Consider the following 26,827-nt stretch of genomic DNA (forward strand, 5'->3'; position numbering starts at 1 on the left):
GTACCGACGCGCGGAGCGCTTCACGGTTGCACCGCTCGCGGCGACGCGCTCGGTGCTGGCGGTCACACCGCCGGCCTGGCTCGGCGACACACGTCAGCCGTTCGCGGCGCCACCGCCCGCGATGCAGGCGACTGCGTTCGACGGATGGGCCGACCTGCCGGTGGCGGCGGCCGAATCGGCTGCGCCGGTTGTGCCGGTTGTGTCGGTTGCGGCGGTCGCTGAAGTCGCCGTGCCGACGCTGGAAGATGCGCAGGCGCTCGCGAATGCCGGCGCGTTCGACGAGGCCGAGCGTGTGCTCGCGCAGTTCTCGGCGCGCGTCGGGCCGCATGCCGATGCGTTCTACCTGAACGGGCTGATCGCGGATGCGCGCGGCCGCGCCGCGGAAGCCGGCGACTTCTACCGGAAGGCGCTGTACCTGCGGCCCACGCACCACGAAGCGCTGACCCATCTGGCGACGCTGCTCGACGTCGGCGGCGATCGTGCAGGCGCGCAATGGCTGCTCGAGCGCGCACGGCGCTCGGCCGGCTGACACGACGACGGGAATGGGACCGACACCGCGATGACCAGAGGAATTCTTGACGTCCTCTTCCGCCTAAAGGCGGAGGATTCCCACACCTGGCGATGCACGTCCGCATCGGAGAATGTTCAGCGCAGCGTTGGTATCTCGATCATGCTCGACACCACAGTCACTGCAGGCCCATTCTCTTATTCGCAGTCCCGCGATACCTTTCGGCCGCGTCGTGCTGTCTTGCGACCCGCACGCCGAACAGGACTGGGTCGAACCGCTTTCGTCGACTTCCTCGAACGTGGCCCCGTGCGCGATCGCTTTGTAGCGGAGCTTGTTTCGGAAGGACGACCAGGATGCGTCGTAGACGCTCTTCGCCATCCTGGTTCTGGCGAGTTTGACAGCCGACACGTTGCCGACCGCGATGTAATCGAAGCGCCGCACCAGATCGAGCGCGAGCTTGTGCTGGAAGTCGGCGCGGGCATTCGCAATCTTGGCGTGCAGCTTCGCGATATGTCGTTTGTGCTTTCGTGCCCGTTGCGCTTTCGCCAGCTTTTCCGCCGCTCGTCGACTGAACTGGTCATTGGGCAGCTTCTCGCCGGTCGAAAGTGTGGCGAAGTCTTTCAGGCCGAGATCGATGCCGACGCCGGAACGGACCGGGCGGGCCTGCACATCGGGCATCTCGATCACGATGTTCAGAAACCAGTTGCCGCGTGCATCCTGGGCGAAGTTGGTCCCGTCCTTGATCTTGCCTTCGGGAAGCGGGCGGCTGTTGAACACGCGAAAGGTGTTGCCGGCAAAGCGGAACGCCTCACCCTCGCGCTTCAGGTCACGGCCCTTCAGCGGCACCCAGCCAAGCGATTTCTTGCCGCGATATCGCAGGTAAGGGCGTCGATGCAGGCTGCGCGACTTCGCATATTGTTCGCACGTCGCGTTGATCGTGCCGGAGTGGATGCCGAGTTCCTTGCTACTGCCGGTGGTCAACACGTTCAGGTCGAAACCCGTCGGCCACTTCTTGTTCCACTTGAGCGCGTGTTTCTGCGTGTCATTGCAGAAGTTCCAGACGAAGTTCACCGCACGGCTCTGCTTGTTAAGCAGTCCGTTGAGCGACTTCACGCGGTAGCGGTAGACAAGAATCATGCAGGTGATCCTAACCCGTGGAAGAAGCTACCTGTCAACAGCACGCCTTTCCTTGCCGCCATCAATGGCGGAGTTTCTCGGAGCAATTTCTGATGAACCGCGCCGCCGCTGCCATTGACGAGACGACGATCGACGTCGACGATTGCTGGAACCGGATCGGCACGCGCGGCGACCGCACGTGCGAGCGGCTGAACGACTGCCTGCGCTGCCTGAACTGCTCGGTGTACGCGTATCACGCGGCGAAGCTGCTCGAGCGCCCGCTCGACGGGGCCGAGATGGCCGACACCACGCGCCGGATGAGCGCGCCCGGCGCGCCGCACGTGCACGACGCCGATGCCGATGCGCACCACGCGGCGCTGGCGTTCCGCGTGGCCGGCGAATGGCTCGCGCTGCCGATCGGCGTGCTGCGCGAGATCGCCGGCACGCGCCCGATCCACTCGCTGCCGCATCGCCGCAATTCGGCCGTGCGCGGCGTGGTCAACATCCGCGGCACGCTGCGCATCGCGATCTCGATCGGTGCGCTGCTCGGCCTCGATGCCGGCAAGGGCGGCAGCGGTGGCGACGATGGCCGCTTCACGCGGCTGCTGGTGGCTGCGCACCAGGGCGACCCGGTCGTGTTTCCGGTCGACGAAGTCGAGGGCGTGCTGCGCTTCGGCGCATCCGACTGGGTGCCCGTGCCGGCGACGGTCGGGCGCGCGAGCGCCGGCCTGTCGCGCGGCGTGCTGTCGTGGCGCGGCAAGTCGGTGGGCCTGCTCGACGACGACCGCCTGTTCGACGCGGTTACACGGAGCATGCGATGAGCGGCGATGACGACCTGAGCCACCTGTCGCTGCTCGAGCTGTATCGCGAGGAGACCCGCACGCAGACCCAGGCGCTGTCCGAGCGGCTGCTCGCGCTCGAATCGGGCGAGCCCGATTCCGTCGCGCTCGAGGCATGCATGCGCGCCGCGCATTCGCTGAAGGGTGCTGCGCGCATCGTCGGCGTGCCGCTCGGCGTCGACATCGCGGGGCGGATGGAAGAGTGCTTCGTCGCCGCGCAGGCCGGCACGATCGCGTTGACGGCCACGCACGTCGACGTGCTGCTCGCGGGCGTCGACCTGCTGGTGCGCGTCGGCGATCCGCAGGGGCAGCCCGTGACGTCGACCGAGATCGACGTGTTCGCGGCGGCGCTGACGGGCGCCGACGGCGCGCAGACGATGCAGGCGCCGGCCGCCGTGCCGCCGTCCGCGCCACCGTCGGTCCTGCCGTTTCGCGAGCACGACGGCGCCGCGAACGAGCCCGTCGGGGCCAGTGCCTCGGTGCCGCCGCTTGCCGTATCGGGCGGGGTGCCCGATCCGGCCCAGGCCGGCCGCGTGGCCGGCGCCGGCGCGATGCGCCGCGTGCGCGCGGACACGCTGAACCGGCTGCTGAGCCTGTCCGGAGAATCGCTGGTCGAATCGCGCTGGCTCAAGCCGTTCGCCGAATCGATGCTGCGCGTGAAGCGCGCGCAGCGCGATGCGGCCCGTTCGCTCGATCTGATGTACGAACAATTCGCCGACGATCTCGACGCGGGCATGCTCGCGTCGATGAACGAAGTGCGGCACATGCTCAACGACCTGCAGCGTTCGCTTGCCGAGCGCATGGACGAATTCGACCGCTTCGAGCGGCGCAGCACGCATATCGCCGAGCAGCTTTACGACGAAGCGCTGCAGTGCCGGATGCGGCCGTTTGGCGACGCGACACGCGCGTACCCGCGCATCGTCCGCGATCTCGCTCGCTCGCTCGGCAAGCAGGTGCGTTTCTCGATCGTCGGCGAGGGCACGCAGGTCGACCGCGACATCCTCGACCTGCTCGACGCGCCGCTCGGCCACCTGCTGCGCAATGCCATCGACCACGGCGTCGATTCGCCGGACGCACGGCGCGCGCGCGGCAAGCCGGCCGAGGCGAGCGTGACACTGGAGGCGCGTCACAGCGCGGGCTCGCTGCTGGTCAGCGTGATCGACGACGGCCCGGGCGTCGACATGGACGCGCTGCGCGCGGCCGTCGTGCGCCAGCGCCTGACCGACGACGAGACGGCCGCGCGGCTGTCCGATCCCGAACTGCTCGAATTCCTGCTGCTGCCTGGCTTCTCGATGCGCGATGCGGTGACCGACGTGTCGGGCCGCGGCGTCGGCCTCGACGCGGTGCAGGAGATGGTGCGTGGCGTGCGCGGCGCGGTGCGGATCTTCAACGAGCCGGGTGCGGGCATGCGCTTCGTGCTGCAGTTGCCGCTCACGCTGTCGGTGATCCGCAGCCTGCTCGTCGAGGTCGGTGGCGAGCCGTATGCGTTCCCGCTCGCGCATGTGCGCCGCACGCTCGAACTCGCGCACGACGATATCGACGTGCTCGAAGGGCAGCCGCATTTCCCGTTCGACGGCCGGCGCGCGGGCCTCGTTGCCGCGCACCAGCTGCTCGACGCGGGCGAGCCCGACGTCGCGCGCACGAGCACGGCGGTCGTGGTCGTCGGCGCCGAGCCCGAGCTGTACGGCGTCGCGGTCGACCGTTTCCTCGGCGAGCGGATGCTCGTCGTGCAGCCGCTCGACAGCCGCCTGCACAAGATCCAGAACATCGCGGCCGGCGCGCTGCTCGAGAACGGCGACCCGGTGCTGATCGTCGACGTCGAGGACCTGATCCGCTCGGTCGACAAGCTCGTGCGCGGCGGGCAGCTCGCGCGGCTCACGCGTGATCCGCAACTCGCGCTCGTCGATCGCCGCCGCCGCGTGCTGGTCGTCGACGATTCGCTGACGGTGCGCGAGCTCGAACGCAAGCTGCTGGAAAAGCGCGGCTACGACGTGACGGTGGCGGTCGACGGGATGGAAGGCTGGAACGCGGTGCGCAGCGATGCGTTCGATCTCGTTGTCACCGACGTCGACATGCCGCGCATGGACGGCATCGAGCTCGTCACGCTGATCAAGAGCGATCCGATGCTCAAGCGCGTGCCGGTGATGATCGTGTCGTACAAGGATCGCGACGAGGATCGCCGTCGCGGGCTCGATGCGGGGGCCGACTACTACCTCGCGAAGAGCAGCTTCCACGACGAGGCATTGCTCGACGCCGTGCACGACCTGATCGGGGACGCGCGCGGATGAACATCGGCATCGTCAACGACCTGCCGCTCGCCGTGGAGGCGCTGCGCCGCGTGCTCGCGCTGCGCACGGACCACCGCGTGCTGTGGGTCGCGACCGACGGCGACGAAGCGGTGGATTTCTGCGTCGCGCATCCGCCCGATCTCGTGCTGATGGATCTCGTGATGCCGAAGGTCGACGGTGTCGCGGCAACGCGCCGGATCATGGCGCGCGCGCCGTGCGCGATCCTGATCGTGACGGCGAGCGTCAGCGCGAACACGTCGTCGGTCTACGAGGCGATGGGTGCCGGCGCGCTCGATGCGGTCGATACGCCGACGCTCGCGCTCGGGCTGTCGGCCGATGCATCCCCGCAGGCGCTGCTCGCGAAGATCGACCAGATCGGCCGGTTGCTCGAAAGCCGCACCGCGGCGCTCGTGCCGCCGGGGCCGGCGCCCGAGCGCGGCCAGCCGACGCTCGTCGCGATCGGTGCGTCGGCGGGTGGGCCGACCGCGCTGACCGCGCTGCTGCGGGCTCTGCCGGGCGATTTTCCGGCGGCAATCGTGATCGTCCAGCATGTCGACCAGGCGTTCGCGCTCGGGATGGCCGAGTGGCTCGACGGTTATACGCGGCTGCCGGTGCGCGTCGCGCGGCAGGGCAGCGTGCCGCAGGCCGGCGAGGTGCTCCTCGCGGCGACCAACGATCACCTGTATCTGTCGCCGCGCGGCGTGCTCGGCTATACGCGGCATCCGGTCGAGACGCCGTACCGGCCGTCGATCGACGTGTTCTTCAACAGTGTCGCCGACGGCTGGCAGGGCGAGGCGTTCGGTGTGCTGCTGACGGGCATGGGGCGCGACGGTGCGCTCGGCCTGAAGGCGATGCGCGCGAAGGGCTGCTACACGATCGCGCAGGACGAGGCGACCAGCGCCGTCTACGGGATGCCGAAGGCGGCCGCGGCGATCGGGGCGGCGTCGGCGATCCTGCCGCTCGAGCGGATTGCCCCCCAGCTGATCTCGCGCGTCACGCGCCCGCTGCGCGACTGACGGCGCTCGAGGGGCGCGCGACGCCGCCTCGGTCCGGTGGGCCTGCGTCCGCATTGCGGGCGGCGCGGGGCGTCGCGTACAATGGCGGCCAGCGGAGATGGCATGCCTCCCTGCGGTCGTACGCGGCGCGTTGCGCACGGTGCGACCCTCAACCGCCGGTTAGCCCGGCTGATGATGCCTGCGTGTTCCTGGGTCGTCAGGAGGTCGCAGGCCGTCCATGCGGTATTCTGCCGCCCAGGTTTTGATGTTCCGTCGAATCTGGAAATCATGTTTTTCACGACTTCTGCCGATCTTCTCGCGACCGTGCGCTATGTGTGCCGCTGGCTCGCGCTCTCGGCCCTGCTTGGCACGCTGGCCGGCACGGCTTCCGCCCTGTTCCTGATTGCGCTCGACTGGGCGACCGGCACGCGCGTGGCGCACCCGTGGCTGCTGTGGGGGCTGCCGGCCGCCGGTTTCGCGACCGGCTGGATCTACCATCGCTTCGGCCAGTCGGTCGCGCGCGGCAACAACCTGCTGATCGACGAGATCCACGACCCGAAGGCGCTCGTGCCGAAGCGGATGGCGCCGCTCGTGCTCGTCGCGACCGTCGTCACGCACCTGTTCGGCGGCTCGGCCGGGCGCGAGGGCACGGCCGTGCAGATGGGCGGCGCGCTCGCCGATCGTGTCACACACGTGTTCCGCCTCGATCGCGAACATCGCCGCGTGCTGCTGATGGGCGGCATCGCGGCCGGTTTCGCGTCGGTGTTCGGCACGCCGCTCGCGGGCGCCGTGTTCGGGCTCGAGGTGCTCGCGATCGGGCGCGTGCGGTACGACGCGCTGCTGACCTGCGTCGCCTCCGCGATCGTCGCGGACGTCGTATGCCGCGCGTGGGGCGTGCATCACACGGCCTATGCGATTCCGTTCGTGCCGGCCGTGTCGGCGACAGGGCTGGCCGTGACGGTCGTCGCAGGCGTTGCGTTCGGCGTGGTCGGGCGGTTGTTCGCGTTTGCGACGCATGCGCTGACCGCGTGGTTCCGGCGCGTCGTCCGTTACGCGCCGCTGCAGCCGGTGCTCGGCGGCCTGCTGGTCGCCGCGGCCGCCACCGCGCTGAACGTGCCGCAGTATCTCGGCCTCGGCATCCCGACGATCGAGGCCGCGTTTCATGGCCCGCTGCCGCTCTACGATTTCGCAGGCAAGTTCGCGTTCACCGTCGTCACGCTCGCGTCGGGGTTCAAGGGCGGCGAAGTGACGCCGCTGTTCTACATCGGCGCGACGCTCGGCAACGCGCTCGGCCAGGTGCTGGCGCTACCGGTGCCCGTGCTCGCGGGGCTCGGCTTCGTCGCGGTGTTTGCCGGTGCGGCCAATACGCCGATCGCATCGACGATCATGGCGATCGAACTGTTCGGCGCGGATATCGGCGTGTATGCGATCGTCGCGTGTGTCGTCGCGTATCTGTTCTCGGGGCACGCGGGGATTTATCGCGCGCAGCGTGTGGCGGTGGGGAAGGGCGCGCAGGCGGAAGTGGAGTGAGGCGGGCGCGGAAGGCAGGTTCGTCGCGGCTCCTCGGGGAACGCGATGCATGCGACTTCGGAGGGGGCGCGTGTCGTTGCTGGTACATCTGATCGGGCCGGGCGGTGCCGGCAAGACCACGGTCGGGGCGCTCGTCGCCGCACGCCTGAACTGGCGGTTCGTCGACGTGGATCAATGCTTCCTGTCCGTGCACGGAAACATCGCCGATTTCATCCGGGACCGGGGCTATGCCGAGTATGCGTCGCACAACGTCCGGCTGTACGAGCAACTCAAGCCCGACATGTCGGCGCCCGCGATCTGCGCGGTTTCGTCCGGGTTCATGCTGTACCCGGACGAAACCGCGCCAGCCTATCCGGCACTCCGCCGTGGCATCGAGGAGGACGGATTCACCGCGCTCCTGTTGCCTTCGTTCGATCTCGAACGCTGCGCGAAACTGGTCGTGGGCCGGCAACTGTCCCGGCCATATCTGGATGCGAATGAAGCCGACGAGACGCGCAAGATCCGCGGCCGGTTTCCTGCGTTCATGCGCCTGACCTGCAAGCGGTTTGAGAGCGACGGCCCACCCGAACATGTGGCGGCCGACATCGAACGCTTTATCGTCGCGTCGATGTCACCGAGCGACGGCCGCCCGGAACCGGTCGCGGGCGGGCGGCCAATCCCGGTGCTTCGGCGACGGACCTGAAACGCCCGCTCCGTTACTGCTTCGGCAGCCGCGCGACATGGCGCGCCAGCAGTTCCTCGATATCGATGCCTTTTTCCGCCAGCAACGCGGTGACGACGCCGTTCAGTTCGCCGAGCGTTTCCTTGACCGATTCCCGGATCGTATCGACGACCACCTGCGTGCTGCGCTCGATCTCGATGTTGACCGTGTCGTTGACGCCCTTCGCGTCGAAGGTCGTCGCGCGGCGCGTTTCGGGAATCAGCCAGACATCGAACCAGCCTTCGTCGCGGTTGACGTCGGACACCGTCAGGCTGCAGCCGTTGATCGCGATATAGCCCTTCGCGAACACATAGCGCTTGAACGCCTCCGGCACGCCGATACGCACCATCCGGTTATGTTCGGACGACGCGATGTGCCGGATCGTCCCGGTGAAGTCGACGTGGCCGGACAGCGGATGCCCGCCGATTTCCGCGCCGTCCTTCGCGGCTCGCTCCACGTTGACGTGACCGCCCGTCGCGAGATCGGCCAGCGTGGTGATCCGCAGGCTCGGCAGCATCACGTCGAAGTCGATCAGCTCCGGCGAATGGATGGTCGTCACCGTCAGGCAGACGCCGTCGACCGAGACGCTGGCGCCGATCTCGATATCGTCGGTAAACCGCTCGGGGAATTCGATGCTGAAGGTTCTCAGTTCCCCGTGATCGGCGATGGTCTTGATGGTGGCAACGCCCTGGACAATTCCTGTAAACATGGTCGATCCCTAGTCGCAAATTTCCTGGTCGACATGATAAGTGATCCCGGAAGCGGAGGCCTCGCGGCCCGCGCTTAGGGGCGAGCGACGGGGTTCGCGGGCGAAAAAAAGGCCGTGCACCTGGCACGGCCTCGATCCGGATCCGTTTATCGACGCGCGCCGGCGGTGATGACCGCACCTCCGGCGCGCATCGCGACGCGCTTGCGTCACACCTCGGCCGGCTCGCCCAGCGGCCCGGCGGCGTCGTCCGCCGTGCGCCGCGGCGAATCGGCGAGCCCCTTCGCGAGCTCCAGCGCCTGCCGCTCGAACAGCCGGCGATAGATGCCGCCGTCGATCCGGATCAGCGCGTCGTGGCTGCCTTCCTCGATCACCTTGCCGCGATCGAGCACCAGCAGCCGGTCGAGCGCGCGCACGGTCGACAGCCGGTGCGCGACCACGAGCGTCGTGCGGCCGACCATCAGCCGCTCCATTGCCTGCTGGATCAGCAGCTCGCTTTCGCTATCGAGGCTCGACGTGGCTTCGTCGAGGATCAGGATCGGCGCATCGGCGAGGAACGCGCGCGCGATCGCGACCCGCTGGCGCTCACCGCCCGACAGCTTGATCCCGCGCTCACCGACGAGCGTGTCATAGCCGTCCGGCAGCGTGGCGATGAAGTCGTGCGCGCTGGCGAGCCGCGCGGCGCGCTCGATGTCGGCCCGGCTCGCGTCGGGGCGCGCATACGCGATGTTCTCCGCGAGCGTGCGGTGGAACAGCACGGGCTCCTGCTGGACGATCGCGATCTGGCTGCGCAGCGAATCCTGCCGCACGCTCGCGATGTCCTGGCCGTCGATCGTGATGCGGCCGCCCGACACGTCGTACAGGCGCTGGATCAGCTTGATGAACGTCGTCTTGCCCGACCCCGAGTGGCCGACGAGGCCGACGCGCTCGCCCGGTGCGATCCGCATCGAGAAATCGTCGTACAGCGGCACCGGATGGTTGCCGTAGCGGAACGTCACGTGCTCGAAGCGGATCTCGCCTTGCCCGATCCGGATCGCCGGTGCGCCGGGACGATCGTCGATGCCGAGCGGCTGGCGTTCGAGCGCGACGAGTTCTTCCATGTCGTTCACCGAGCGCTGCAGGTTGCGGATGTGCATGCCGACGTCGCGCAAGTAGCCCTGCAGCATGAAGAACATCGTCAGCGCGAACGCGATGTCGCCGACGCTCGCCTCGTTGTTCGCCCACAGCCGCAGCGCAACGCCGATCATCGCGGCCTGCATCGCGACGAGCATCGCGCCCTGCAACCCGCCGTTCAACGTGCCGCGCACCCAGGTGCGGCGCGTGCGTTGCCGCCATTTGCCGATCACGCGCGCGAGCCGCGCTTCCTCGCGCGTTTCGGCGCCGAACGCCTTCACGACCGCGTTGCAGCTCACGGCATCGGCGAGCGCGCCGCCCATGCGCGTATCCCACAGGTTGCCGAGCCGCGCGGCCGGCGCGACGATGCCGAGCGACACCGCGACCGTCACCGTGATGTACAGCAGCGAACCCGCGCCGACGACGAGCCCCATCACGGGCCAGTGCGTGCCGAGCAGCACGGTGGCGCCGACGAGCATCGTGACCGACGGCAGCAGCGCGATCAGCACGGTGTCGTTCAGCAGGTCGAGCGCCCAGATCCCGCGCGTGATCTTGCGCACGGTCGAGCCCGCGAAGCTGTTCGCGTGCCAGTCGGTCGAGAAGCGCTGCACGCGATGGAACGACGCGGCCGCGATCTCGCTCATCATCTTCAGCGTGAGCGTGATGATGTTCAGGTAGACGCCTTGCCGCAGCACCGTCGCGCCGAGCCCGAGCGCGGCGAGCGTGCCGAATGCGACGAGGGCCGCATGCCATGCGGCGGCGCGGTCGGTCAGGCCGGTCGACAGCGCGTCGACGAGGCGGCCGGCGAACAGCGGCGTGAGCACGTCGGCGAGCGCGGCGAGCAGCGCGAGGCCCGCGACCGTGGCGGTGCGGGCCGGCTGCTTGCGCCAGTAACGGAAGGTGAAGCCGAAGACGGCCTGGAATGCCTGGCCGCCCAGATGGGTGGTTTTTCTGGTCATTTATCGTTGCCCGGCGCATCGCGCGACGGGACTTTCCGGTTCGGAGAACATCGAAAACGCAACAGCTGGGCCGCGCGGAAACCATGCGGCGAGACGAAACGGGCTGTCGGGAAACGGCGCGGCTGACGGGTTAGCGGAAAACTCGGGAGCCGGCGCGGACGGCGGGCTGGATCAGCTGCGCCGTGGGACCACGTTCGGGAAGGTTGCTGGCATTCGGAACATCTGCACCTCCCCTGAAGTGAACGGTTGAAAGGACGCCGAAAAGACGTGTAAAGATTCTATCAGCAGTGAAGGGCGCGCCGCAACGTCTGACGAATGCGGCGTTGCAGCGTCGATACGGTTAGTATTCGGGGTTTTGGCCCTTCTCTCGCGGGCCAGCCGCAGTGCGGCAGCGCAAGGGTCGGCATGCGCATCGATTACACTTCAGCGTCTGCGGCGCACGGCGCCGCGGCCCTCGCAGATTCACCACGATACATTCCTGAGGAAACGATGAGCGACGTTCAGCAAGGCATCCTGACCCCGATCGATACGGCGGCCCGATACCTCACTTTCACGATTTCGAATGACGGCAATGTGGCGGCGGCGCTGGCCGCGCTGCGCGAGATCGTCGACGGACGCGACACGGTGGTCGGGTTCGGGCAAGCGCTGGCGGCGCACCTCGGGCACCCGGTGCCGGGCCTGACCGAATTCCCGGCGTTCGCGGTGAAGGACCGCACGCTGCCGGCGACGCCGGCCGACGTGTGGGTCTGGCTGCGCGGCGGCGACCGCGGCGAGATCGTGCTGCGCGCGCGGGCGATCGAACGCGCGCTGGCGCCGGCATTCGCGCTGCAGGACGCGGTCGACGGTTTCCGCTATTCGAACGATCGCGACCTGTCCGGCTACGAGGACGGCACCGAGAATCCGGAAGGCGACGACGCGGTGGCCGCGGCGATCGTGACGGGGCAGGGCGCGGGGCTCGACGGCGCGAGCTTCGTCGCGGTCCAGCAATGGCTGCACGACTTCGACCAGATGGAGCGCATTCCGTCGGGCGACATGGACAACATCATCGGGCGCCGCCGCTCGGACAACGAAGAACTCGACGACGCGCCCGAGTTCGCGCACGTGAAGCGTACCGCGCAGGAAAGTTTCGAGCCCGAAGCGTTCATGCTGCGCCGCTCGTCGCCGTGGTCGGACGCGCGTCGCGCGGGCCTGTACTTCGTGGCGTTCGGCTGCTCGTTCCGCGCGTTCGATGTGCAGATGCGCCGGATGAGCGGCGCGGAAGACGGGATCGTCGACGGCCTGTTCCGCTTCACGCGGCCGCTGACGGGCGCGTATTTCTGGTGCCCGCCGATGAAGGACGGCAAGCTCGACCTGTCCGCACTGGGACTGTAAGCGCCTGACGGTATCGACGAACGGGGGGCCGCGCATCGTGCGCGGCCCCCCGTTTCTTTTTGGCGCGGCGATCGAGCGCCGCGTGCGCAGCGTGCGTTGTGTGTCAGTTCAACGTCGTGTCGATCCGTGTGCCGCGCTTGATGAACTGCGTGACCGGCGTCTTCTCGCAGATTTCGGCAAGGCGCTGGCGTTGTGCTTCATCGAGCGGGCCATCGAGCGTCACGACGCGGCGCACGTACTGCGTGCCGTCGCGATCGGCATGCAGCTCGGTGCGCACGTCGATGCGCGTGGCCGGCCACGTCTTGCGCTGCATGTACATGCGCAGCGTCGCGGCCGTGCATTGGGCGAGGCCGGCCAGCACGAACTCGTACGGTGCCGGCCCGCGATCCTGGCCGCCTTCGCGTGGTGCTTCGTCGCCGGTCAGCGCGTGCGTGCCGGCCTGCAGCTGGACGACGTAGTCGGGCGCATCGGCGTCGAGGACGGCGGCGGCATGGATGAGCGACATGGCAAGTCTCCGGTCAGCGGAAAGAGGGAAGCGGGCGCCGCGTGGCGGCGCGCAGCCGTCAGCATACCGTCCCGACCGTGACGGCGTGCGCCGCGCTGCCGTGCGGCGGCTATGCGCCGGTGGCGCCGGCGCTGCTGCGCACGAGCGCGGCGATGCGTTCGCGGACCCACTGGTGCGCGCGATCGGCGTCGCGCGATTCGTGCCAGTACGCGAGGAGCGGGAACGGCTTGAGCCGCAACGGTAGCGGCCGCACGACGATCGGCAGTAGCGCGGCCATCCGCAACGCGTACGTGTGCGGCAGCGTGACCAGCAGGTTGCCGGTCGCGGCGATCTGGCATGCGGCGAAATAGTGCTGGCAGGTGAGCCGGATATCGCGGAAGCGGCCGTCGTTGCCGAGCAGCACGTCGAGCGATTGCGGCTCGCCGAGCGACGACACCGCGACATGCTGCGCCGCGAAATAGTCGCCGCGCCGCAGCGGGTCGCGCGCAAGCGGATGATCGCTGCGCAGCGCGACGACGAGCGAATCGTCGAGCAGGTGTTCGGTGGCGATGCGCGGGCCGGTCGGCACGCGGCGATCGACGGCGAGATCGAGATTGCCCGATGCGAGTTCGCGCTCGATGTCGGCCACCGCGATGCGGCGGCTCACGAGCCGCAGGCCCGGCGCTTCATCGGCGAACGCGGCGACGATCCGCGGCAGCGCGATCGACTCGAGCACGTCGCGAATGCCGACGGCGATGGTCAGGTCGAGCGTCGCGGGATCGAATGCCGACGGCGCGCGCGCGGTGCCTTGCAGGCCCTTCAGGTGCAACTGCACGTCCGCGATGATCGAACGTGTGCGTTCGGTTGCGACGACGCGGTTGCCCTGCCGCACGAACAGCGGATCGTCGAAATGCGCGCGCAGCCGGTTGAGCGCATGCGTGACGGCCGGCTGCGTGAGATGCAGCGCGCGGGCGGCCGCGCCGATGCCGCCATGCACGTAGACGGCGTCGAGCACGCGAAACAGGTTCAGGTCGAGACGGTGATCGGCGGGCACGGGGCGCGGGCGGCGTGGTGAATGGTGGACCGATTCTAAAGGATGCGCAGGCAACGGATACGCGGGCTTTCCTGCGTGGCGATCGGCGGCATTGGATACGAATCGATATCGTTTGCGCCGATATTCGGTTGTGTATTTATCCGGATACCCGACGCAATAAGCCGCAATGAAATGCGCGGATTGCGACGTACACAATCGCAATAATTGGCGATATCGGCCCGGGCAATTCCACACAGGGCCGCCAGCAAACCGTGACAGCCTGTAGTAATCCGCCATCATGCTGTCCACGTCGGCCATTTCGCGCCAAAGGCGCGACCCGTTCGGCTAAGATGCCGTCGCTTCATATTTCGGGATAGCCGTCCTGTCGCACGCATTCAAACCAAATATAAGCCTGACAGTTCGACGGTATTAAAAGAAGTCGAACGAGTCGGGGGCTTGGCCAGTGAATGCAGCAGATCAGAGATGGGTCGTTATCTATTTGAGTACGGGATTTTCGTTGGCCCAGGCCGCGCGTATTGGCGAGGCTTTCAACCTGGCGAATCGCCTGCACGCATACAGTGCTGACTACCAGTTGAAGTACGTGTCCGAAAGCGGGGGGCTGTTGCAGTCGTCCTCCGGCGTGAGCATCGCGGCCGATCCGCTCGGTGACGAGCACGGGCGTCGCGCGCTCGCGTTCTTTCATCTTCACGGTGACCGCGCGGCCGTCAACTGGGACGACGCATTGCAGCGTCGCCTCAGCGACATTCGCCGTCATGCGCGCTGGATCGTCGACGGGATGGACCTGCCTACGCTCGCGGCGATGCAGCGTCCATCGGCGGCGATCGAAGGGCGGCCCGGCCGGGGCGGGCGACGGGTCGCCACGACGGTCGAGCTGCAGGCCGGCGAAACCGACGTGTTCGCCGCCGTGCTCGACATGTTCCGCGTCGACCTCGGCGACGGCGCCGCGCAGGAGATCGCCAGCAACATGCTGCGGCCGGTCGAGCAACGCTATACGCAGTCGATGTGGGCCTTTCGCGAACTGAGCGCGAGCCCGTCGATCCGGATGTCGGCGCAGCGGCTGCGCGCGCAGAGCGTGAACCGCATCTCGATCGCGAACGCCGCACAGGCCGCCGCGATGAGCGAGCGCAATTTCCTGCGGCGCTTCAAGAAGGAGATCGGCGTGACGCCGACCGAATTCGTGCAGCACGTGCGGCTCGAGCGCGCCTGCCACATGCTGGTCCACACGACGCTGCCGGCCGACAAGGTCGCGCGCCGCACCGGGTTCGGCAGCGGCGAGCGGCTCGCGAAGCTGTTTCGCCAGCGCATCCTGATGTCGCCGACCGAGTTTCGCGTCACCGAGCGTGAAAGGATCCTCACCCGTGGCGCGCCGCCGGCCGATGCGCACGGGGGGGCCTGCGATGGCGCGGGGGGGCTTTGCGCCGCGTGCGCCGCCGCGCAGGGGAAAACCGGACGGATACCCGTAGAATCGTCCTGTCGCGATCTCGATTCCCGGTTTCCATGTCCCTCCTCCCCACTACCGCCACCGCCCCTTTCTGCCCGTCGGAAGTAAAGGGCAGCATCACGATCGATGCCGGTGCGCCGCGCTGGCAGAAGCTCAAGCGCTTCTTCGGCCCCGGCCTGCTGGTCGCGATCGGCTACATGGATCCCGGCAACTGGGCGACCGATATCCAGGCCGGTTCGCAGTTCGGCTATTCGCTGCTGTGGGTCGTCGCGTTCTCGAGCCTCGCGGCGATCTTCCTGCAGATGCTCGCGGCGCGGCTCGGCCTCGTCGCGGGCAGGGATCTCGCGCAGGCCAGCTACGACCGCTACGGCCGGTTCGGCCGCGTCGTGCAGTGGGTGACCGCCGAAGTGTCGATCATCGCGTGCGACATCGCGGAAGTCCTCGGCTGCGCGCTCGCGTTCAAGCTGCTGCTCGGCGTGCCGCTCGCGTGGGGGATCGTGCTGACCGCGCTCGACACGGTGATCGTGCTCGGCCTGCAGGGCAAGGGGTTCCGGCAGATCGAGGCGATCGTGCTCGCGCTGATCGCGACGATGGCCTTCTGCTTCGTCGCGCAGGTCGCGATCACGCCGCCCGACTGGCACGCGGTGGTCGGCGGGCTGGTGCCGGGCGATCCGGGCCACGACCGCAAGGACGCGATCGTGCTCGCGCTCGGCATCGTCGGCGCGACGATCATGCCGCACAACCTGTACCTGCATTCGTCGGTCGTGCAGACGCGGCGCGTGGTCGGCGGTGCGCGCGGGATGATCCGCGACACGCTCGCGCTGGTGCGCATCGATACTTTCGTGTCGCTGTTCGTCGCGATGCTCGTCAACGCGGCGATCCTGGTCGTCGCGGGCGCGGCGTTCCATGCGACGGGCCAGCACAACGTGGCCGACATCGAACAAGCCTACAAGCTGATTACGCCGATCGCCGGCGGCGCGGCCGCGCTGCTGTTCGGCATCGCGCTGCTCGCGTCGGGGCAGAGCTCGACGCTGACCGGCACGATCGCCGGCCAGGTGATCATGGACGGCTTCCTGCACACGAAGATCCCGTGCTACCAGCGCCGGCTGATCACGCGCGGGCTCGCGCTCGTGCCGGCGCTGATCGGCGTGCTGTGGCTCGGCGACAACTCGGTCGGGCAACTGCTCGTGTGGAGCCAGGTGCTGCTGAGCCTGCAGCTGCCGTTCGCGATGTGGCCGCTGATCCGCTCGGTCAGTGATCGCAACACGATGGGCGAGCACACGATCGGGCGCGGGATGCAGGTTGCCGCGTGGGCGCTGTTCGTCGTCATCACCGGCACGAACCTGTTGCTGATTACCGGTGTCGCGAGCTGATACAGGCTGTCACAGGCTGAAACAGGCGCGCTGCGCGCATGCGGTAAACTGCGGCCTTTCGATCGTCGTCCGAAGTCCGTTATGTGGAGTGAAATCAGCAACATCGGCGATGCCGCGCTGACCTTGCCGATCGCGCTGACGTGCGGGGCGTGGCTCGCGCTCACTGACTGGCGCCTCGCCGTCCGCTGGGGCGTGCTGCTCGCCGCCGGCATGGGCCTCGTCGGCGCCACGAAGATCCTGTATGCCGGGTGCGGCATCGAGCTGCCGCAATTCGATTTTCGCGTGATCAGCGGCCATACGATGCTGTCGACGTCCGTGTGGACCGTCGCGCTGTCGATGCTGTGGCAGGCATTCCGGCCGGGAAAGGCGCCCGGCATCGCGGCCGGGTTGGCCGTCGGTGCGGTCACGGCCGTCGCGCGCGTGTTCGATCATTCGCACACCGTTCCGGAAGTGATCGTCGGCTGGATGCTCGGTGCGCTCGTCGCGCTGGTGTTCCTGCGCGGCTACGACGGCGCGCGGCAGCGTGCCTTCTCGCCGCGTGTCGCGGCCGTCTGCCTGCTGCTCGTGTCGGGCATCGCGTACGGGCACCGTGCCCCGTTCCAGCAGATGATCGATACGCATTCGCCGCAACTCTGCGCGTTCGTGCGTGCGCCGTCGGGCGACGGATTCTGACGGTAGCCGGTCGCGACGCCCCGGCGCCGCTTTCTTGCCGCCGGCTTTCGCCCGGCGGTTGCACGATTCCACGCCGCTCATCTTCTCGATTGCATCCTCGTCTGCACGGAACGCCGTCCTCCTTCATTCCCTGAATCAACGAACCGCCCGGTCTACGTGACTGGCGGGCGCCGCCGGCCGGCGCATGCGTGCCGGTATGCGAAGGTCATTAACTGAGTCTATGACCGGGCATAACGATTATTCATTTCATCGATTGGCGGCATTCGCGTACGCTGGCTGACGTTCAACCGGGGCAGGCTGCCCGGCCGGTCGGGCGCGCGTCACGTTCATCTCGATATACTCGCGGAAACCGTGCGGCGCCTCGTGATGTCGAGGCGCGGTCGACCGGCCCGCGTCGGCCGGAGCAGGCACGGCACGGCCACCCCGTCGCGGCAGCGTTCCGCGATGACGATTCACGATAGGAGCAGGTCACATGACAGTCGTTTCTTCGCGCCTTGCCGGCAAGTGCGCATACATCACGGGCGCCGCGGGCGGCCTCGGCCGCGCGATCGCGCGCCGGATGGTCGAGCAGGGCGCGCGCGTGTTCGTGACCGACATCGCCGACGCGGCGGTGCTCGACGCGTTCGCGCAGGAACTCAACGCAGGCCACGCGACGCCGGTCGCGTTCGCCGCGACGCAGGACGTGCGTGACGAGGCGCGCTGGCAGGCGCTGCTCGCGCAGGCGGTCGATGCGATGGGCGGGCTGTCGGTGCTCGTCAACAACGCGGGCGTCGGCTCGATCGGCTCGCCCGCGCAAATCGAGCTGGACGAATGGCGGCGCGTGATGGCGATCAACGTCGAGAGCATCGTGCTCGGCTGCAAGCATGCGCTGTCGTATCTGGCCGAGAGCCATCCCGCGTCGATCATCAACATCTCGTCGGTGGCCGCGTTCAAGGTCGAGCCGGATTTCACCGCGTACAACGCGTCGAAGGCGGCGGTCGCGTCGCTGACGAAGTCGGTCGCGATCGACTGCGCGCGCCGCGAGATCGACGTGCGCTGCAACTCGATTCACCCGGCGTTCATTCGCACGGGGATCGTCGAGCCGCTGTTCCAGTCGCTCGGCGAACGCGATGCGACGCGCAAGCTCGCGCGCGGCATTCCGCTGCGCCGGCTAGGCGAGCCGGATGACGTCGCGCACGCGGCCGTGTATCTCGCGTCCGACGAGAGCCGCTTCGTGACGGCCGCCGAACTCGTGATCGACGGCGGCATGTGCGCGGTCTGACGCGCATCCCGAACTACAACGACCGGAGGAGAACATCGTGTCCACACCCGTGAACCGCCAACTGCTGCTGAAGACGCGCCCGGAAGGGCGGGTCGGCCGCGAACACTTTTCGCTCGTCGAGACGCCGGTGCCGGCGCTCGCGGACGGCGAGGTGCTCGTGCGCGTGTTGTACCTGTCGATGGACCCGACCAACCGCGTGTGGATGAGCGACGTGCCGCAGTACCTGCCGCCCGTCGCGATCGGCGAGGTGATGCGCGCGCTAGGCATCGGGCGCGTGGTGGCGTCGCGCCATGCGGGGTTCGCGGAAGGCGATCTCGTGCAGGGGCTCGTCGGCTGGCAGGACTATGCGGTCGTGCCGGCCGACCAGACCGCGCAACTCGTGAAGCTGCCCGCGGAGTCGGGCCTGCCGCTGCCGACGCTGCTCGGCGCGTGCGGGATGAGCGGGCTGACCGCGTACTACGGGCTGACGGATATCGCGCCGGTGCAGCCGGGTGAAACGCTCGTGGTATCGGCGGCGGCCGGCTCGGTCGGCTCGATCGCCGGGCAGATCGGCAAGATCCACGGCGCGCGCGTGGTCGGCATCGCGGGCGGCGCGGACAAGTGCCGCTACCTGACCGAGACGCTCGGCTTCGACGCGGCCGTCGATTACAAGGCCGACGATTTCCGTCAGCAACTGAAGGCGGCGACGCCGGACGGCGTGCACGTGAACTTCGAGAACGTCGGCGGCGAGGTGATGCGCGCGGTGCTGTCGCGCATGGTGATCGGCGGGCGCGTTGCGCTGTGCGGCGTGATCTCGAACTACAACAGCGGGCGTGCGGCGGACGACGTCGGCGTGCTGATCTCGAAGCGGCTGACGATGCGCGGCTTCCTGATCCTCGACTATCGCAAGAGCCGCGAGGCCGTGCAGACGCTCGCGGGCTGGCTGCGCGACGGCCGGCTCAAGGCCGAGGAGACGGTTGCAGACGGTCTCGAGAATGCGCCCGACGTGCTGAATCGCCTGTTCGACGGCGACCATCGCGGCAAGCTCGTGCTGCGCGTCGATCCGGACGCGTGACCGGCCCGCGGCATGCCGTGCGATGCCGGTCGTACGCTGCCGCGAGCGGCGCGAACGCGGTGCGTTCGAACAATTGGGCTTTAGTTTCGGACTTGTCCCATATATTGTCCGGGCGTCTCTCCCTAAAGTGATTGCCAGCAGACAGGCGGTGTGACCGACGCGTCACGCCGCCTTTTTTTCTGGTCACGTCAGGGGGGAAGGAACATGCGAAACGACGCGAAGCGGGCGGCATCGGTGGCGATGCGCGATCGAACGGTGCGGTGTGCCGGTGCCGTGTGGAAGATCGCAATAGGGCTTGGCGTGGCGTTCGCGATGTCGAATGCGGTGGCGGCCGGGCACGCTGCGTCAGGCGGTGACGTGCGCTTCATGGGTGCGCTCGTCGATCTCTACGACGTGACGCTCGACGCACGATCGAGCGTAGTCGTCGAAGGAAGAGAGATGGTGCACGGCGGAGCGGCGGCAACGCTGCGGTTCGATGCGCATGGCCGCCGTTTGCCGGGCGCCCATGTGGCACTGGTCGGGCCTGACGGTGCGCCGTTCGCGCCCGATGTCGCCTCGCGCGTGCGTGCAACGTGGCGCGATGCGCACGACGATCGAAGCGTGCCGCTGGTGTCGGGCCGCACGTATCGCGTCGGGCCGTATGGCGGCGTGATGATGCTGGCGGCGGATGAAGAAACGGGCGCCGTGGCGCCCGTTTTGATTCGCATTCGTCACCCGTGACCGCGAAGGTCCGCAGGTGCGTGGCACGCGGCCACGCGCAGTGTCATTCGCCCTGTTCGGAGCGTGCGTAGATGTCCCAGCTCGCCATGAACAGCGCGGCGACGAGCGGCCCGATCACGAAGCCGGTGATGCCGAACAGCGCCATCCCGCCGAGCGTCGAGATCAGCACGACCCAGTCGGGCATCTTCGTGTCCTTGCCGACGAGGATCGGGCGCAGCAGGTTGTCGACGAGACCGATTACGCCCACGCAGAACGCGACGAGAATCACGCATTTCCACACCGCGCCGATCATCAGCAAGTAGAGCGCGGCCGGCACCCAGACGAGGCTCGCGCCGATCGCGGGCAGCAGCGACAGGAACGCCATCAGCGCGCCCCACAGCACGACGCCTTCGATCCCGAGGATCCAGAAGATCAGGCCGCCGAGCGCACCCTGCACGAGCGCGACCGCGATGTTGCCTTTCACCGTCGCGCGCACGACCGTCGTGAATTTCGCCAGCAGCAGGTTCTTGTGCTCGTCGTCGAGCGGCAGCGCGCGGCGCACGCGGCGGCCGATCTCGCCGCCGTCGCGCAGCAGGAAGAACACCATGTACAGCATCACGCCGAAGCTCACGACGAACTGGAACGTGTTCTGGCCGATGCTGAGCGCCTGCGTTGCCGCGAGCTGGCTGATCTGCGCGGCGCCGTCAGTCAGTTTCTTCTGGATGCCGGGCAGGTTGCTCAGCCCGTATTTCTGCAGCAGGTGCTGGATCGACGACGGCAGTGCGTGGATGATGTCCTGGAAGTATTGCGAATAGTTCGGCTGCGCGGTCTTGATTTCCTGGTACACGTACGCGATTTCCTGCACGAGCGTCGCGGCGACGAACACGAGCGGCAGGATCACGATCAGGACGATCAGCGACAGCGTCACGAGCGCGGCCAGGTTGCGCCGCTTGCCGAAGCGCGCGGCGAGCCAGCGTTGCACGGGCTGGAACAGGATCGCGAGAATGGTGCCCCAGAACACGGCTCCGGAAAACGGCGCGAGGATCCAGCAGAGTCCGACGGTGACCGCGGCCAGCAGGAAATAGAAGAATTTTTGGTGGTCGTGTCCGCTTTCCATGGATGACATTCGCGCAGATTGATGCGTGGTTTGATTGAATCTCGTTGCTCCGCGCGCGATCGGTTCGCGATCGTCACGGGTTCGCGGCGCAATGCGCCGCGGGGCGGCCCGAAGCGGAGTATGCCCGCAAAGGTGCCGCCATCATAGCCGCTGCGCGCGACACATGCGAAAACGCCGCGGCCGGGGCCGCGGCGCTGCCGGGAAGCAAACGCGGCGCAACGCCGCGTGCCGCATCGTCAGATATTGAGCTTCGTGACCTTGGTGCCGTTCACCGAAAGGTCGCCCATCAGGCCCGCGTTGGTCAGGACCAGTACCTCGACCGGTGCGGTGGCCGTGGTCGTATCGACCGCGCCGTTCGCGCCGACCTTAACGACCGCGACCGATGCGTCGGCGCCCGCGGCCCAGCCTTCGGACTTGCGGAACGAGTCGAGCGCATCCTGCGTCATGAACAGGAACACGATCGCCTTCGACTGCGCGCCGGCCTGCAGGCCGACCGACAGCGACGACGTGTTGTAGTAGCCGACGGTGCTGCCGCCGACGCGCAGCGCGCCGTTGCCGGACTGGCCGCCGACGATGAAGCCGGCCTGCAGCACGTTCGGGAACACGAGCACGCCGCGCGATTTCGCGACGAGTTCACGCGAACCCGGCACCGTCGAATAGAGGCGCGACAGCGTTGCGTTCACGCTGGCGTCGATCGACTGGCGCTTCGACGCGCTGGTCGATGCGCTTTCGGGTTTGTCGGGCGTGGTCGTGCAGCCGGCGAGCGCGAGGCTGCCGAGCAGGACGGCGGCGGCGGCTTTCATGGCAAAGGTTTTTTGCATGGCGTTTCTCCTTCGTTGTCTGATTGAGGACGGTCGGGGCGGGCAGCGGGGCGGCCGGCTCCGTTCAACGGCGGGCAAGGAGCAGGCCCGCAACGAACGCGAGACCGGCGACGACGCCGGCGGTTTGCCACGGGTTGTCGTGCACGGCCTGCGACACGCGTTCAGCCGAATCGCGCAGCCGGGCGGCTGCGCTGCCCGACGCATGGTCGAGCGCGCTGCGCGCTTCATCGAGCCTGGATTGCACGCGCTTGCGCAGCGCGGCGATATCGCCGTCGCCATCGTTTTTCAGCAGGTCTTCCAGTTCGTCGACCAGCCCGCGCAGATCGTCGGTGACGTCGGCACGCAGGTCGCGGGCGGCCGAGCGCGTCGTGCGTCCCACGCGCCGGCCCGTGCGACGAATGTCGGACAGGCCGCGGTCCAGCTTGTGTTCGATCGAGTCGGTGAGCGCCATGGTGTTGATCCTCCTTCGATTCAAGGCCAATTTGAAGATAAGACGAATCCCAGCAACTTGTGTGATTCACTTGGCCCGATTTTGTTTCGAGACAAATTTTCAATTCGTCGGCAGGATTGCCGCGAAGCCCCGCCGCACGGGGCGGCACGGCGGTTGAAAAAAATTCGCATTCCGGGCGAAGCGGCGTATCGGGCTGCGGTACGCGGTGAAGGCACGGTAAATATGGCGTCGCCAGGGCTATCAGGTAAATAGTGCCGTTGCAGGCCTTGAGCTGATGCAAATGCACTAGTCGACGCGTTGTGGACGAGCACGGTTCGTGCCCGGGGACGCCAACGTGCCGCCGTCGCCAAGCGCGACGTCGATCACGACGGGATCGTGGTCCGATGAACGGTACGCGTCGGGTGCGTAATAAGACGACCGTTGCGCGGACGTCTTGTAATCGGGCACGGGTTGCAGCGCGACCGGTTCGTCGGCGTTGATGTGCCAGACGTGCACGGCCTTCACGCGCGCGGCGAGCGCCGGCGTGGCGAGCGCGTGGTCGAGGCTGCCCGCTTCGCCGCGAAATACGTAGCTGTACGCAGTATCGCCGACGAAGCGGGCCACCAGGTTCGCGTAGCCACGAGATTCGAGCGTGAGCACCGGATCTTCCTTCGCGTAGCTGTTCAGGTCGCCGATCAGCAGTACGCCGTCGGCCGCGGTACCCGTCGGCGACGTGGCGAGCCAGTCGGAGACGCGCGCGGCCGCTCGCGTGCGCGCTGCGTTCCAGCAGCCCTGGCCGTCCGACTGGTCGCGATCGGCGCCGGTCGCGTTCGGGCAGTTCTTCGATTTCAGGTGATTGACCGCGACCGTGAACGCGCGCGTGCCGCCGATGCGCCGGAATGTCTGCGCGAGCGGCGGGCGGTGCCGGCCGCCGAGTGCAACGGTCGCCGCACGCCCGGCCGGCTCGACCGTGCGGCTGTCGTACAGCAGCGCGACCGCAATCGCATCGCGGCCGAGCCGCGCTGTGCCGGGATCGACCGCGCGCCAGCCGTCGCCAAGTTGCCCGGCGAAACGCTGCACGGCGCTCGCGTCGCCGTGGCCGTTGTTCGCGATTTCCATCAGCCCGATCACGTCGGCACGCAGCGCGCGCAATGCCGCGACGATCTTCGCCTCCTGTCGCGCGAACGCGGCGGGCGTTTTCGCGCCGCGGTTGTCCGGGGCATCGAATCCGCTGCCATGCCCGTCGCCGTTGAAATAGTTGAATACGTTGAACGACACGATGCGCACATCGGCGTCGGGATGCCGGGCGGGCGCATCGGTACGCGGGTTCGCGGCGGCATCGAACACCGGCGCCGCGCCGGCAACCGGTTGCAGCCGCCACGCGCCGTGGCGCAGTTCGAGCACGCCTTCGACGCGGTGCACCGTATAGCCCGCGCGCAGTGTGTTGGCGGCGCTCAGCGCGGGCGGCGGATAGCGCACGGTCGCGGGATCGCGGCGGCTCGAGCCGTCGTCGAGCACGATGCGGTTGCGTGCGTTGGCTGCTGCGAGCGCGGCGGCCTCGGCCGGCGGGGCGACGTGGGTCGGAATGCGCAGCCGGCCGTTGCTGAGGACGACACTGCCGTAGCGGCCGAGTTCGTGGGTATCGCTCACCGTCAGCGTTTGCGGCAGGCGCACCCGCATCCCTTCATGCGCGGCCAGCACGGATTGCGTGGCGACCGGCAGCGTGAGCGTTGCCGGTGTGACTGCCTGCCCGCGTGCGCAGACGGTCACGCCGCCCGACAGCGTGAATTGCGTCCGGCCGTATCGCTCGTCGACGCGGCCCGTGAGATGGACGAGATCGCCGGCCTGCGCGCGTGCGTTCGGCGCGTACACGAACACGCCTTCCGGGACGCCCGGCCGGTGCAGCCGCTGCGCGTCGGCCTGCTGGACGAAGAAGCCGCCGAGGCCGTCGGTGCCGCCGAACGCCGCGGTGACGACAGCTTCGATCGAGGTCGTTTGCCCGGCCAACGGCGACGGGCCGCCGGCGCCGCGGAGCTCGGCAATCGGCGTGGTTGCGCCGCCGCAGCCGGCGCTGACCGGCGGCTCGGCCGTGGCCGGCCGGGCAAAGAGGGCGGCGGGGGCGAAGACGGTGGCGAGGGCGATGAACGGTGCAACGGCAAGCGGCAGAAGCAGGCGTGACATGGGGCGGTCCACAGGAAGAAAATCCGACGGTTCGGGCAGGCATCTTGACGGCAAAATGTCAGGAAGCGGCCGAATTGGCCGTCCGGCCAGTGCCGATTGGCCGACGATGCAAGCCGCGCGGCGGCTGCTACGCTTTTGCATCGGCCGGCGCATCCCGATTGCGCAGCGAACGCTGCCGCGCCCCGTTCCCACAGGAGAAATCCATGTCTTACATGCTGTTGATTGTCGAGCCAACCGACCAGCGCGCCGAGCGCACGCTCGACGAAGGTCAGGCGCTGTACGCGCGGATGGTCGATTTCGCCGAGACGCTGAAGGCGCGTGGCGTGCTGCGCGGCGTCGAGTCGCTGGAGCGCTCCGAGCGCGGGACGCGCGTGCAGGTGCGCGACGGCGAGACGCGCCTGCTCGACGGCCCGTTCGCGGAGGCGAAGGAGATGGTCGGCGGCTTCTTCCTCGTCGATGTCGACACGCGCGAGGAAGCAATCGAGATCGCGCGCCAGTGCCCGGCCGCGCAATGGTGCACGGTCGAGGTGCGGGCGGTCGGCCCGTGCTTCCTGTGATTGCCGTGACTCAGTATTTACCCTGATCTATCGCGAAATATGTCGATCCGGCTGTCTTCCGGCCGTCGTCCGGATAAGGCGCCGATGAACGGGCGCTGCCTTCCACCACGACAAGGAGTGAACGATGCGATTCATGATCATGATCCGGGCGAACGCTGTCAGCGAGTCCGACGCGTTGCCGGACAACCGGCTGGTCGAGGCCATGACCGTCTATCACGAGGAACTGGCCGGTGCGGGCGTGCTGCTCGACGCGAACGGGCTGCGGCCGAGCTCGCGCGGCTGGCGCGTGCGCTACACGGGCGGCAAGGGCACGGTGGTCGACGGCCCGTTCGCCGAAACGAAGGAACTGATCGCCGGCTATACGCTGATCCAGGTGCGTTCGCGCGACGAAGCGCTCGAATGGACTCGCCGGTTCCCCGCGCCGTTCGGCGCCGAGATGGATTGCGAGATCGAGGTGCGGCCGCTGTTCGAGCTTGATGACCTCACGCCGAGCGACGCGGTCGAGCGGTTCCGCGAACTCCACGTCGGCCGCACCGGCGCCTGATTGATTACCCACCACCTGAATCCAACCTCACCGGGAGCACCCGACATGCACAAGATGGTCTTCATCAACCTGCCCGTGGCCGACCTGCCGCGTTCGAAGGCGTTCTACCAGGCGCTCGGCTTCGAGGTCGTGCCGGCCTATACCAACGACCAGGCCGCGTGCATCAAGATCAGCGACACGATTTTCGCGATGCTGCTCGTGCGGCCGTTCTTCCAGACGTTTACCGGCAAAACCATCATCGATCCCGCGACGCAGGTGCAGGCCCTGTCATGCCTGTCGTGCGAAAGCCGCGCCGAGGTCGATGCGATCGTCGCGAAGGCGCTGGCGGCCGGCGGGTCCGCGCCGCAAGCGCCGCGCGAGTACCCGAACATGTACGGCCACGGGTTCGACGATCCGGACGGCCATGCATGGGAACTGATGGCCATGCCGCTGGACGCGTCCGCCGAGGGGCAGGCGTCGTGACGCGTGAGGCGACTCACCGTGCGATCGAAGCGGTCTGGCGGATCGAGGCGCCCAAGATCATCGCGCGCGCCGCACGCGTGGTGCGCGATGTCGGCGTGGCCGAGGAACTGGCGCAGGACACGCTCGTCGCGGCGCTCGAGCACTGGCCCGTCGACGGCGTGCCCGACAACCCGGCCGCATGGCTGATGACGGCCGTGAAGCGTCGCGCACTCGATCGTGTCCGGCAGGAGTCGCTCCACGCGGCGAAGCGCGACCAGCTCGGCCACGAGATGGACGCGCTCGAAGCGCATGTCGTCCCCGACATCGCGGAGGCGCTTGCCGACGCGAGCGACGACGACATCGGCGACGACCTGCTGCGGCTGATCTTCACGTCGTGCCACCCGGTGCTGTCGACCGATGCGCGCGTCGCGCTCACGCTGCGGCTGCTCGGCGGGCTGACGACGGGCGAGATCGCGCGCGCGTTCCTGACGCCCGAGCCGACGATCGCGCAGCGGATCGTGCGCGCGAAGCGCACGCTCGCGGCGGCGCACGTGCCGTTCGAGGTGCCGGCCG

General features: G+C 68.1%; 25 protein-coding genes, 1 pseudogene and 1 riboswitch. Of the genes and pseudogenes, 17 read left to right on the forward strand and 9 right to left on the reverse strand.

The annotated features are described in order from the left end of the window. A pseudogene (locus tag G3O06_RS35255) lies at positions 1–529 on the forward strand (MCP methyltransferase); the annotation flags it as partial. A 63-nt stretch (positions 530–592) separates the two neighbouring features. Here the strand turns inward: G3O06_RS35255 and G3O06_RS35260 are convergent. Further along, positions 593–1,645, reverse strand: a complete 1,053-nt coding sequence (locus G3O06_RS35260; protein WP_174979031.1) for an RNA-guided endonuclease TnpB family protein — start codon at positions 1,643–1,645, stop codon at positions 593–595. Between the two features lie 92 nt (positions 1,646–1,737). Between G3O06_RS35260 and G3O06_RS35265 the strand changes: the two genes are divergently transcribed. The 5 genes from G3O06_RS35265 to G3O06_RS35285 all read left to right on the forward strand — a co-directional run bounded on the left by G3O06_RS35265 (position 1,738) and on the right by G3O06_RS35285 (position 7,958). Next, a complete protein-coding gene (locus G3O06_RS35265) occupies positions 1,738–2,445 on the forward strand; it encodes a chemotaxis protein CheW (RefSeq protein WP_205818960.1) in 708 nt (235 codons plus the stop codon). Then, positions 2,442–4,751 carry a hybrid sensor histidine kinase/response regulator gene (locus tag G3O06_RS35270; protein ID WP_174979030.1) on the forward strand — a complete coding sequence of 770 codons (2,310 nt, stop codon included), beginning with the start codon at positions 2,442–2,444 and terminating at the stop codon, positions 4,749–4,751. The genes G3O06_RS35265 and G3O06_RS35270 overlap by 4 nt, the downstream gene beginning before the upstream one ends. Beyond that, a complete protein-coding gene (locus G3O06_RS35275) occupies positions 4,748–5,767 on the forward strand; it encodes a chemotaxis response regulator protein-glutamate methylesterase (RefSeq protein WP_205818961.1) in 1,020 nt (339 codons plus the stop codon). The genes G3O06_RS35270 and G3O06_RS35275 overlap by 4 nt, the downstream gene beginning before the upstream one ends. Positions 5,768–5,851: 84 nt before the next feature. Then, positions 5,852–5,955: riboswitch (Fluoride riboswitch) on the forward strand. A 79-nt stretch (positions 5,956–6,034) separates the two neighbouring features. After that, the gene (locus G3O06_RS35280) at positions 6,035–7,276 is read left to right on the forward strand and encodes a voltage-gated chloride channel family protein (RefSeq protein WP_205818962.1); all 1,242 of its coding nucleotides are present in this window, start codon (positions 6,035–6,037) and stop codon (positions 7,274–7,276) included. 70 nt (positions 7,277–7,346) lie between these two features. Beyond that, positions 7,347–7,958: a shikimate kinase gene (locus tag G3O06_RS35285; RefSeq protein ID WP_346779574.1), complete on the forward strand. Its 612-nt coding sequence runs from the start codon at positions 7,347–7,349 to the stop codon at positions 7,956–7,958. Between the two features lie 13 nt (positions 7,959–7,971). Here the strand turns inward: G3O06_RS35285 and G3O06_RS35290 are convergent, their stop codons facing one another. Then, the gene (locus G3O06_RS35290; RefSeq protein WP_174968313.1) at positions 7,972–8,685 is read right to left on the reverse strand and encodes a riboflavin synthase subunit alpha; all 714 of its coding nucleotides are present in this window, start codon (positions 8,683–8,685) and stop codon (positions 7,972–7,974) included. A gap of 206 nt (positions 8,686–8,891) precedes the next feature. Next, positions 8,892–10,754 (reverse strand): ABC transporter ATP-binding protein, encoded by a 1,863-nt coding sequence (locus tag G3O06_RS35295; RefSeq protein WP_205818963.1) that lies wholly within the window; start codon positions 10,752–10,754, stop codon positions 8,892–8,894. A gap of 489 nt (positions 10,755–11,243) precedes the next feature. Here G3O06_RS35295 and G3O06_RS35300 point away from each other — a divergent pair, with 489 nt between their 5' ends. Next, positions 11,244–12,125, forward strand: coding sequence for a Dyp-type peroxidase (locus G3O06_RS35300; RefSeq protein WP_174917642.1), 882 nt, complete (start codon positions 11,244–11,246; stop codon positions 12,123–12,125). 103 nt (positions 12,126–12,228) lie between these two features. Here G3O06_RS35300 and G3O06_RS35305 read toward each other — a convergent pair whose 3' ends face one another. Then, a complete protein-coding gene (locus G3O06_RS35305; protein WP_011355890.1) occupies positions 12,229–12,630 on the reverse strand; it encodes an OsmC family protein in 402 nt (133 codons plus the stop codon). Positions 12,631–12,739: 109 nt separating this feature from the next. Beyond that, a complete protein-coding gene (locus tag G3O06_RS35310; RefSeq protein WP_174968316.1) occupies positions 12,740–13,663 on the reverse strand; it encodes a LysR family transcriptional regulator in 924 nt (307 codons plus the stop codon). 496 nt (positions 13,664–14,159) lie between these two features. Here G3O06_RS35310 and G3O06_RS35315 point away from each other — a divergent pair, with 496 nt between their 5' ends. From G3O06_RS35315 to G3O06_RS35340, 6 genes are all read left to right on the forward strand, one after another. Continuing rightward, on the forward strand, positions 14,160–15,212 hold the full coding sequence (locus G3O06_RS35315) for a helix-turn-helix domain-containing protein (protein WP_174917645.1): 1,053 nt from the start codon (positions 14,160–14,162) through the stop codon (positions 15,210–15,212). After that, on the forward strand, positions 15,161–16,477 hold the full coding sequence (locus G3O06_RS35320; RefSeq protein WP_205818964.1) for an Nramp family divalent metal transporter: 1,317 nt from the start codon (positions 15,161–15,163) through the stop codon (positions 16,475–16,477). The genes G3O06_RS35315 and G3O06_RS35320 overlap by 52 nt, the downstream gene beginning before the upstream one ends. 81 nt (positions 16,478–16,558) lie before the next feature. Next, complete coding sequence (locus G3O06_RS35325) at positions 16,559–17,149, forward strand: phosphatase PAP2 family protein (RefSeq protein ID WP_205818965.1); 591 nt, start codon at positions 16,559–16,561, stop codon at positions 17,147–17,149. A gap of 472 nt (positions 17,150–17,621) precedes the next feature. Further along, on the forward strand, positions 17,622–18,410 hold the full coding sequence (locus G3O06_RS35330; protein WP_059521513.1) for an SDR family oxidoreductase: 789 nt from the start codon (positions 17,622–17,624) through the stop codon (positions 18,408–18,410). Between the two features lie 37 nt (positions 18,411–18,447). Further along, the gene (locus tag G3O06_RS35335) at positions 18,448–19,464 is read left to right on the forward strand and encodes an NADP-dependent oxidoreductase (protein WP_205818966.1); all 1,017 of its coding nucleotides are present in this window, start codon (positions 18,448–18,450) and stop codon (positions 19,462–19,464) included. Between the two features lie 204 nt (positions 19,465–19,668). Beyond that, complete coding sequence (locus G3O06_RS35340) at positions 19,669–20,184, forward strand: thioesterase (RefSeq protein ID WP_205818967.1); 516 nt, start codon at positions 19,669–19,671, stop codon at positions 20,182–20,184. A 43-nt stretch (positions 20,185–20,227) separates the two neighbouring features. Here G3O06_RS35340 and G3O06_RS35345 read toward each other — a convergent pair whose 3' ends face one another. The 4 genes from G3O06_RS35345 to G3O06_RS35360 all read right to left on the reverse strand — a co-directional run bounded on the left by G3O06_RS35345 (position 20,228) and on the right by G3O06_RS35360 (position 24,712). After that, the gene (locus tag G3O06_RS35345; RefSeq protein ID WP_174917650.1) at positions 20,228–21,280 is read right to left on the reverse strand and encodes an AI-2E family transporter; all 1,053 of its coding nucleotides are present in this window, start codon (positions 21,278–21,280) and stop codon (positions 20,228–20,230) included. A 236-nt stretch (positions 21,281–21,516) separates the two neighbouring features. Continuing rightward, positions 21,517–22,101: a YSC84-related protein gene (locus G3O06_RS35350; protein WP_205818968.1), complete on the reverse strand. Its 585-nt coding sequence runs from the start codon at positions 22,099–22,101 to the stop codon at positions 21,517–21,519. 64 nt (positions 22,102–22,165) lie between these two features. Beyond that, complete coding sequence (locus G3O06_RS35355; RefSeq protein WP_174917652.1) at positions 22,166–22,552, reverse strand: DUF883 family protein; 387 nt, start codon at positions 22,550–22,552, stop codon at positions 22,166–22,168. Positions 22,553–22,837: 285 nt separating this feature from the next. Further along, a complete protein-coding gene (locus G3O06_RS35360; protein ID WP_205818969.1) occupies positions 22,838–24,712 on the reverse strand; it encodes an ExeM/NucH family extracellular endonuclease in 1,875 nt (624 codons plus the stop codon). A gap of 203 nt (positions 24,713–24,915) precedes the next feature. Here G3O06_RS35360 and G3O06_RS35365 point away from each other — a divergent pair, with 203 nt between their 5' ends. From G3O06_RS35365 to G3O06_RS35380, 4 genes are all read left to right on the forward strand, one after another. After that, the gene (locus G3O06_RS35365; RefSeq protein WP_034185206.1) at positions 24,916–25,269 is read left to right on the forward strand and encodes a YciI family protein; all 354 of its coding nucleotides are present in this window, start codon (positions 24,916–24,918) and stop codon (positions 25,267–25,269) included. A 124-nt stretch (positions 25,270–25,393) separates the two neighbouring features. Then, positions 25,394–25,813, forward strand: a complete 420-nt coding sequence (locus G3O06_RS35370) for a YciI family protein (RefSeq protein ID WP_205818970.1) — start codon at positions 25,394–25,396, stop codon at positions 25,811–25,813. Positions 25,814–25,858: 45 nt separating this feature from the next. After that, positions 25,859–26,275 (forward strand): VOC family protein, encoded by a 417-nt coding sequence (locus tag G3O06_RS35375; protein WP_122949114.1) that lies wholly within the window; start codon positions 25,859–25,861, stop codon positions 26,273–26,275. Then, the coding region (locus tag G3O06_RS35380; RefSeq protein WP_346779575.1) for a sigma factor at positions 26,272–26,827 on the forward strand (556 nt) is incomplete at its 3' end. The genes G3O06_RS35375 and G3O06_RS35380, both read left to right, overlap by 4 nt.

Source organism: Burkholderia sp. Ac-20345, assembly GCF_017104825.1.
Classification (GTDB): Bacteria; Pseudomonadota; Gammaproteobacteria; order Burkholderiales; family Burkholderiaceae; genus Burkholderia; species Burkholderia lata_B.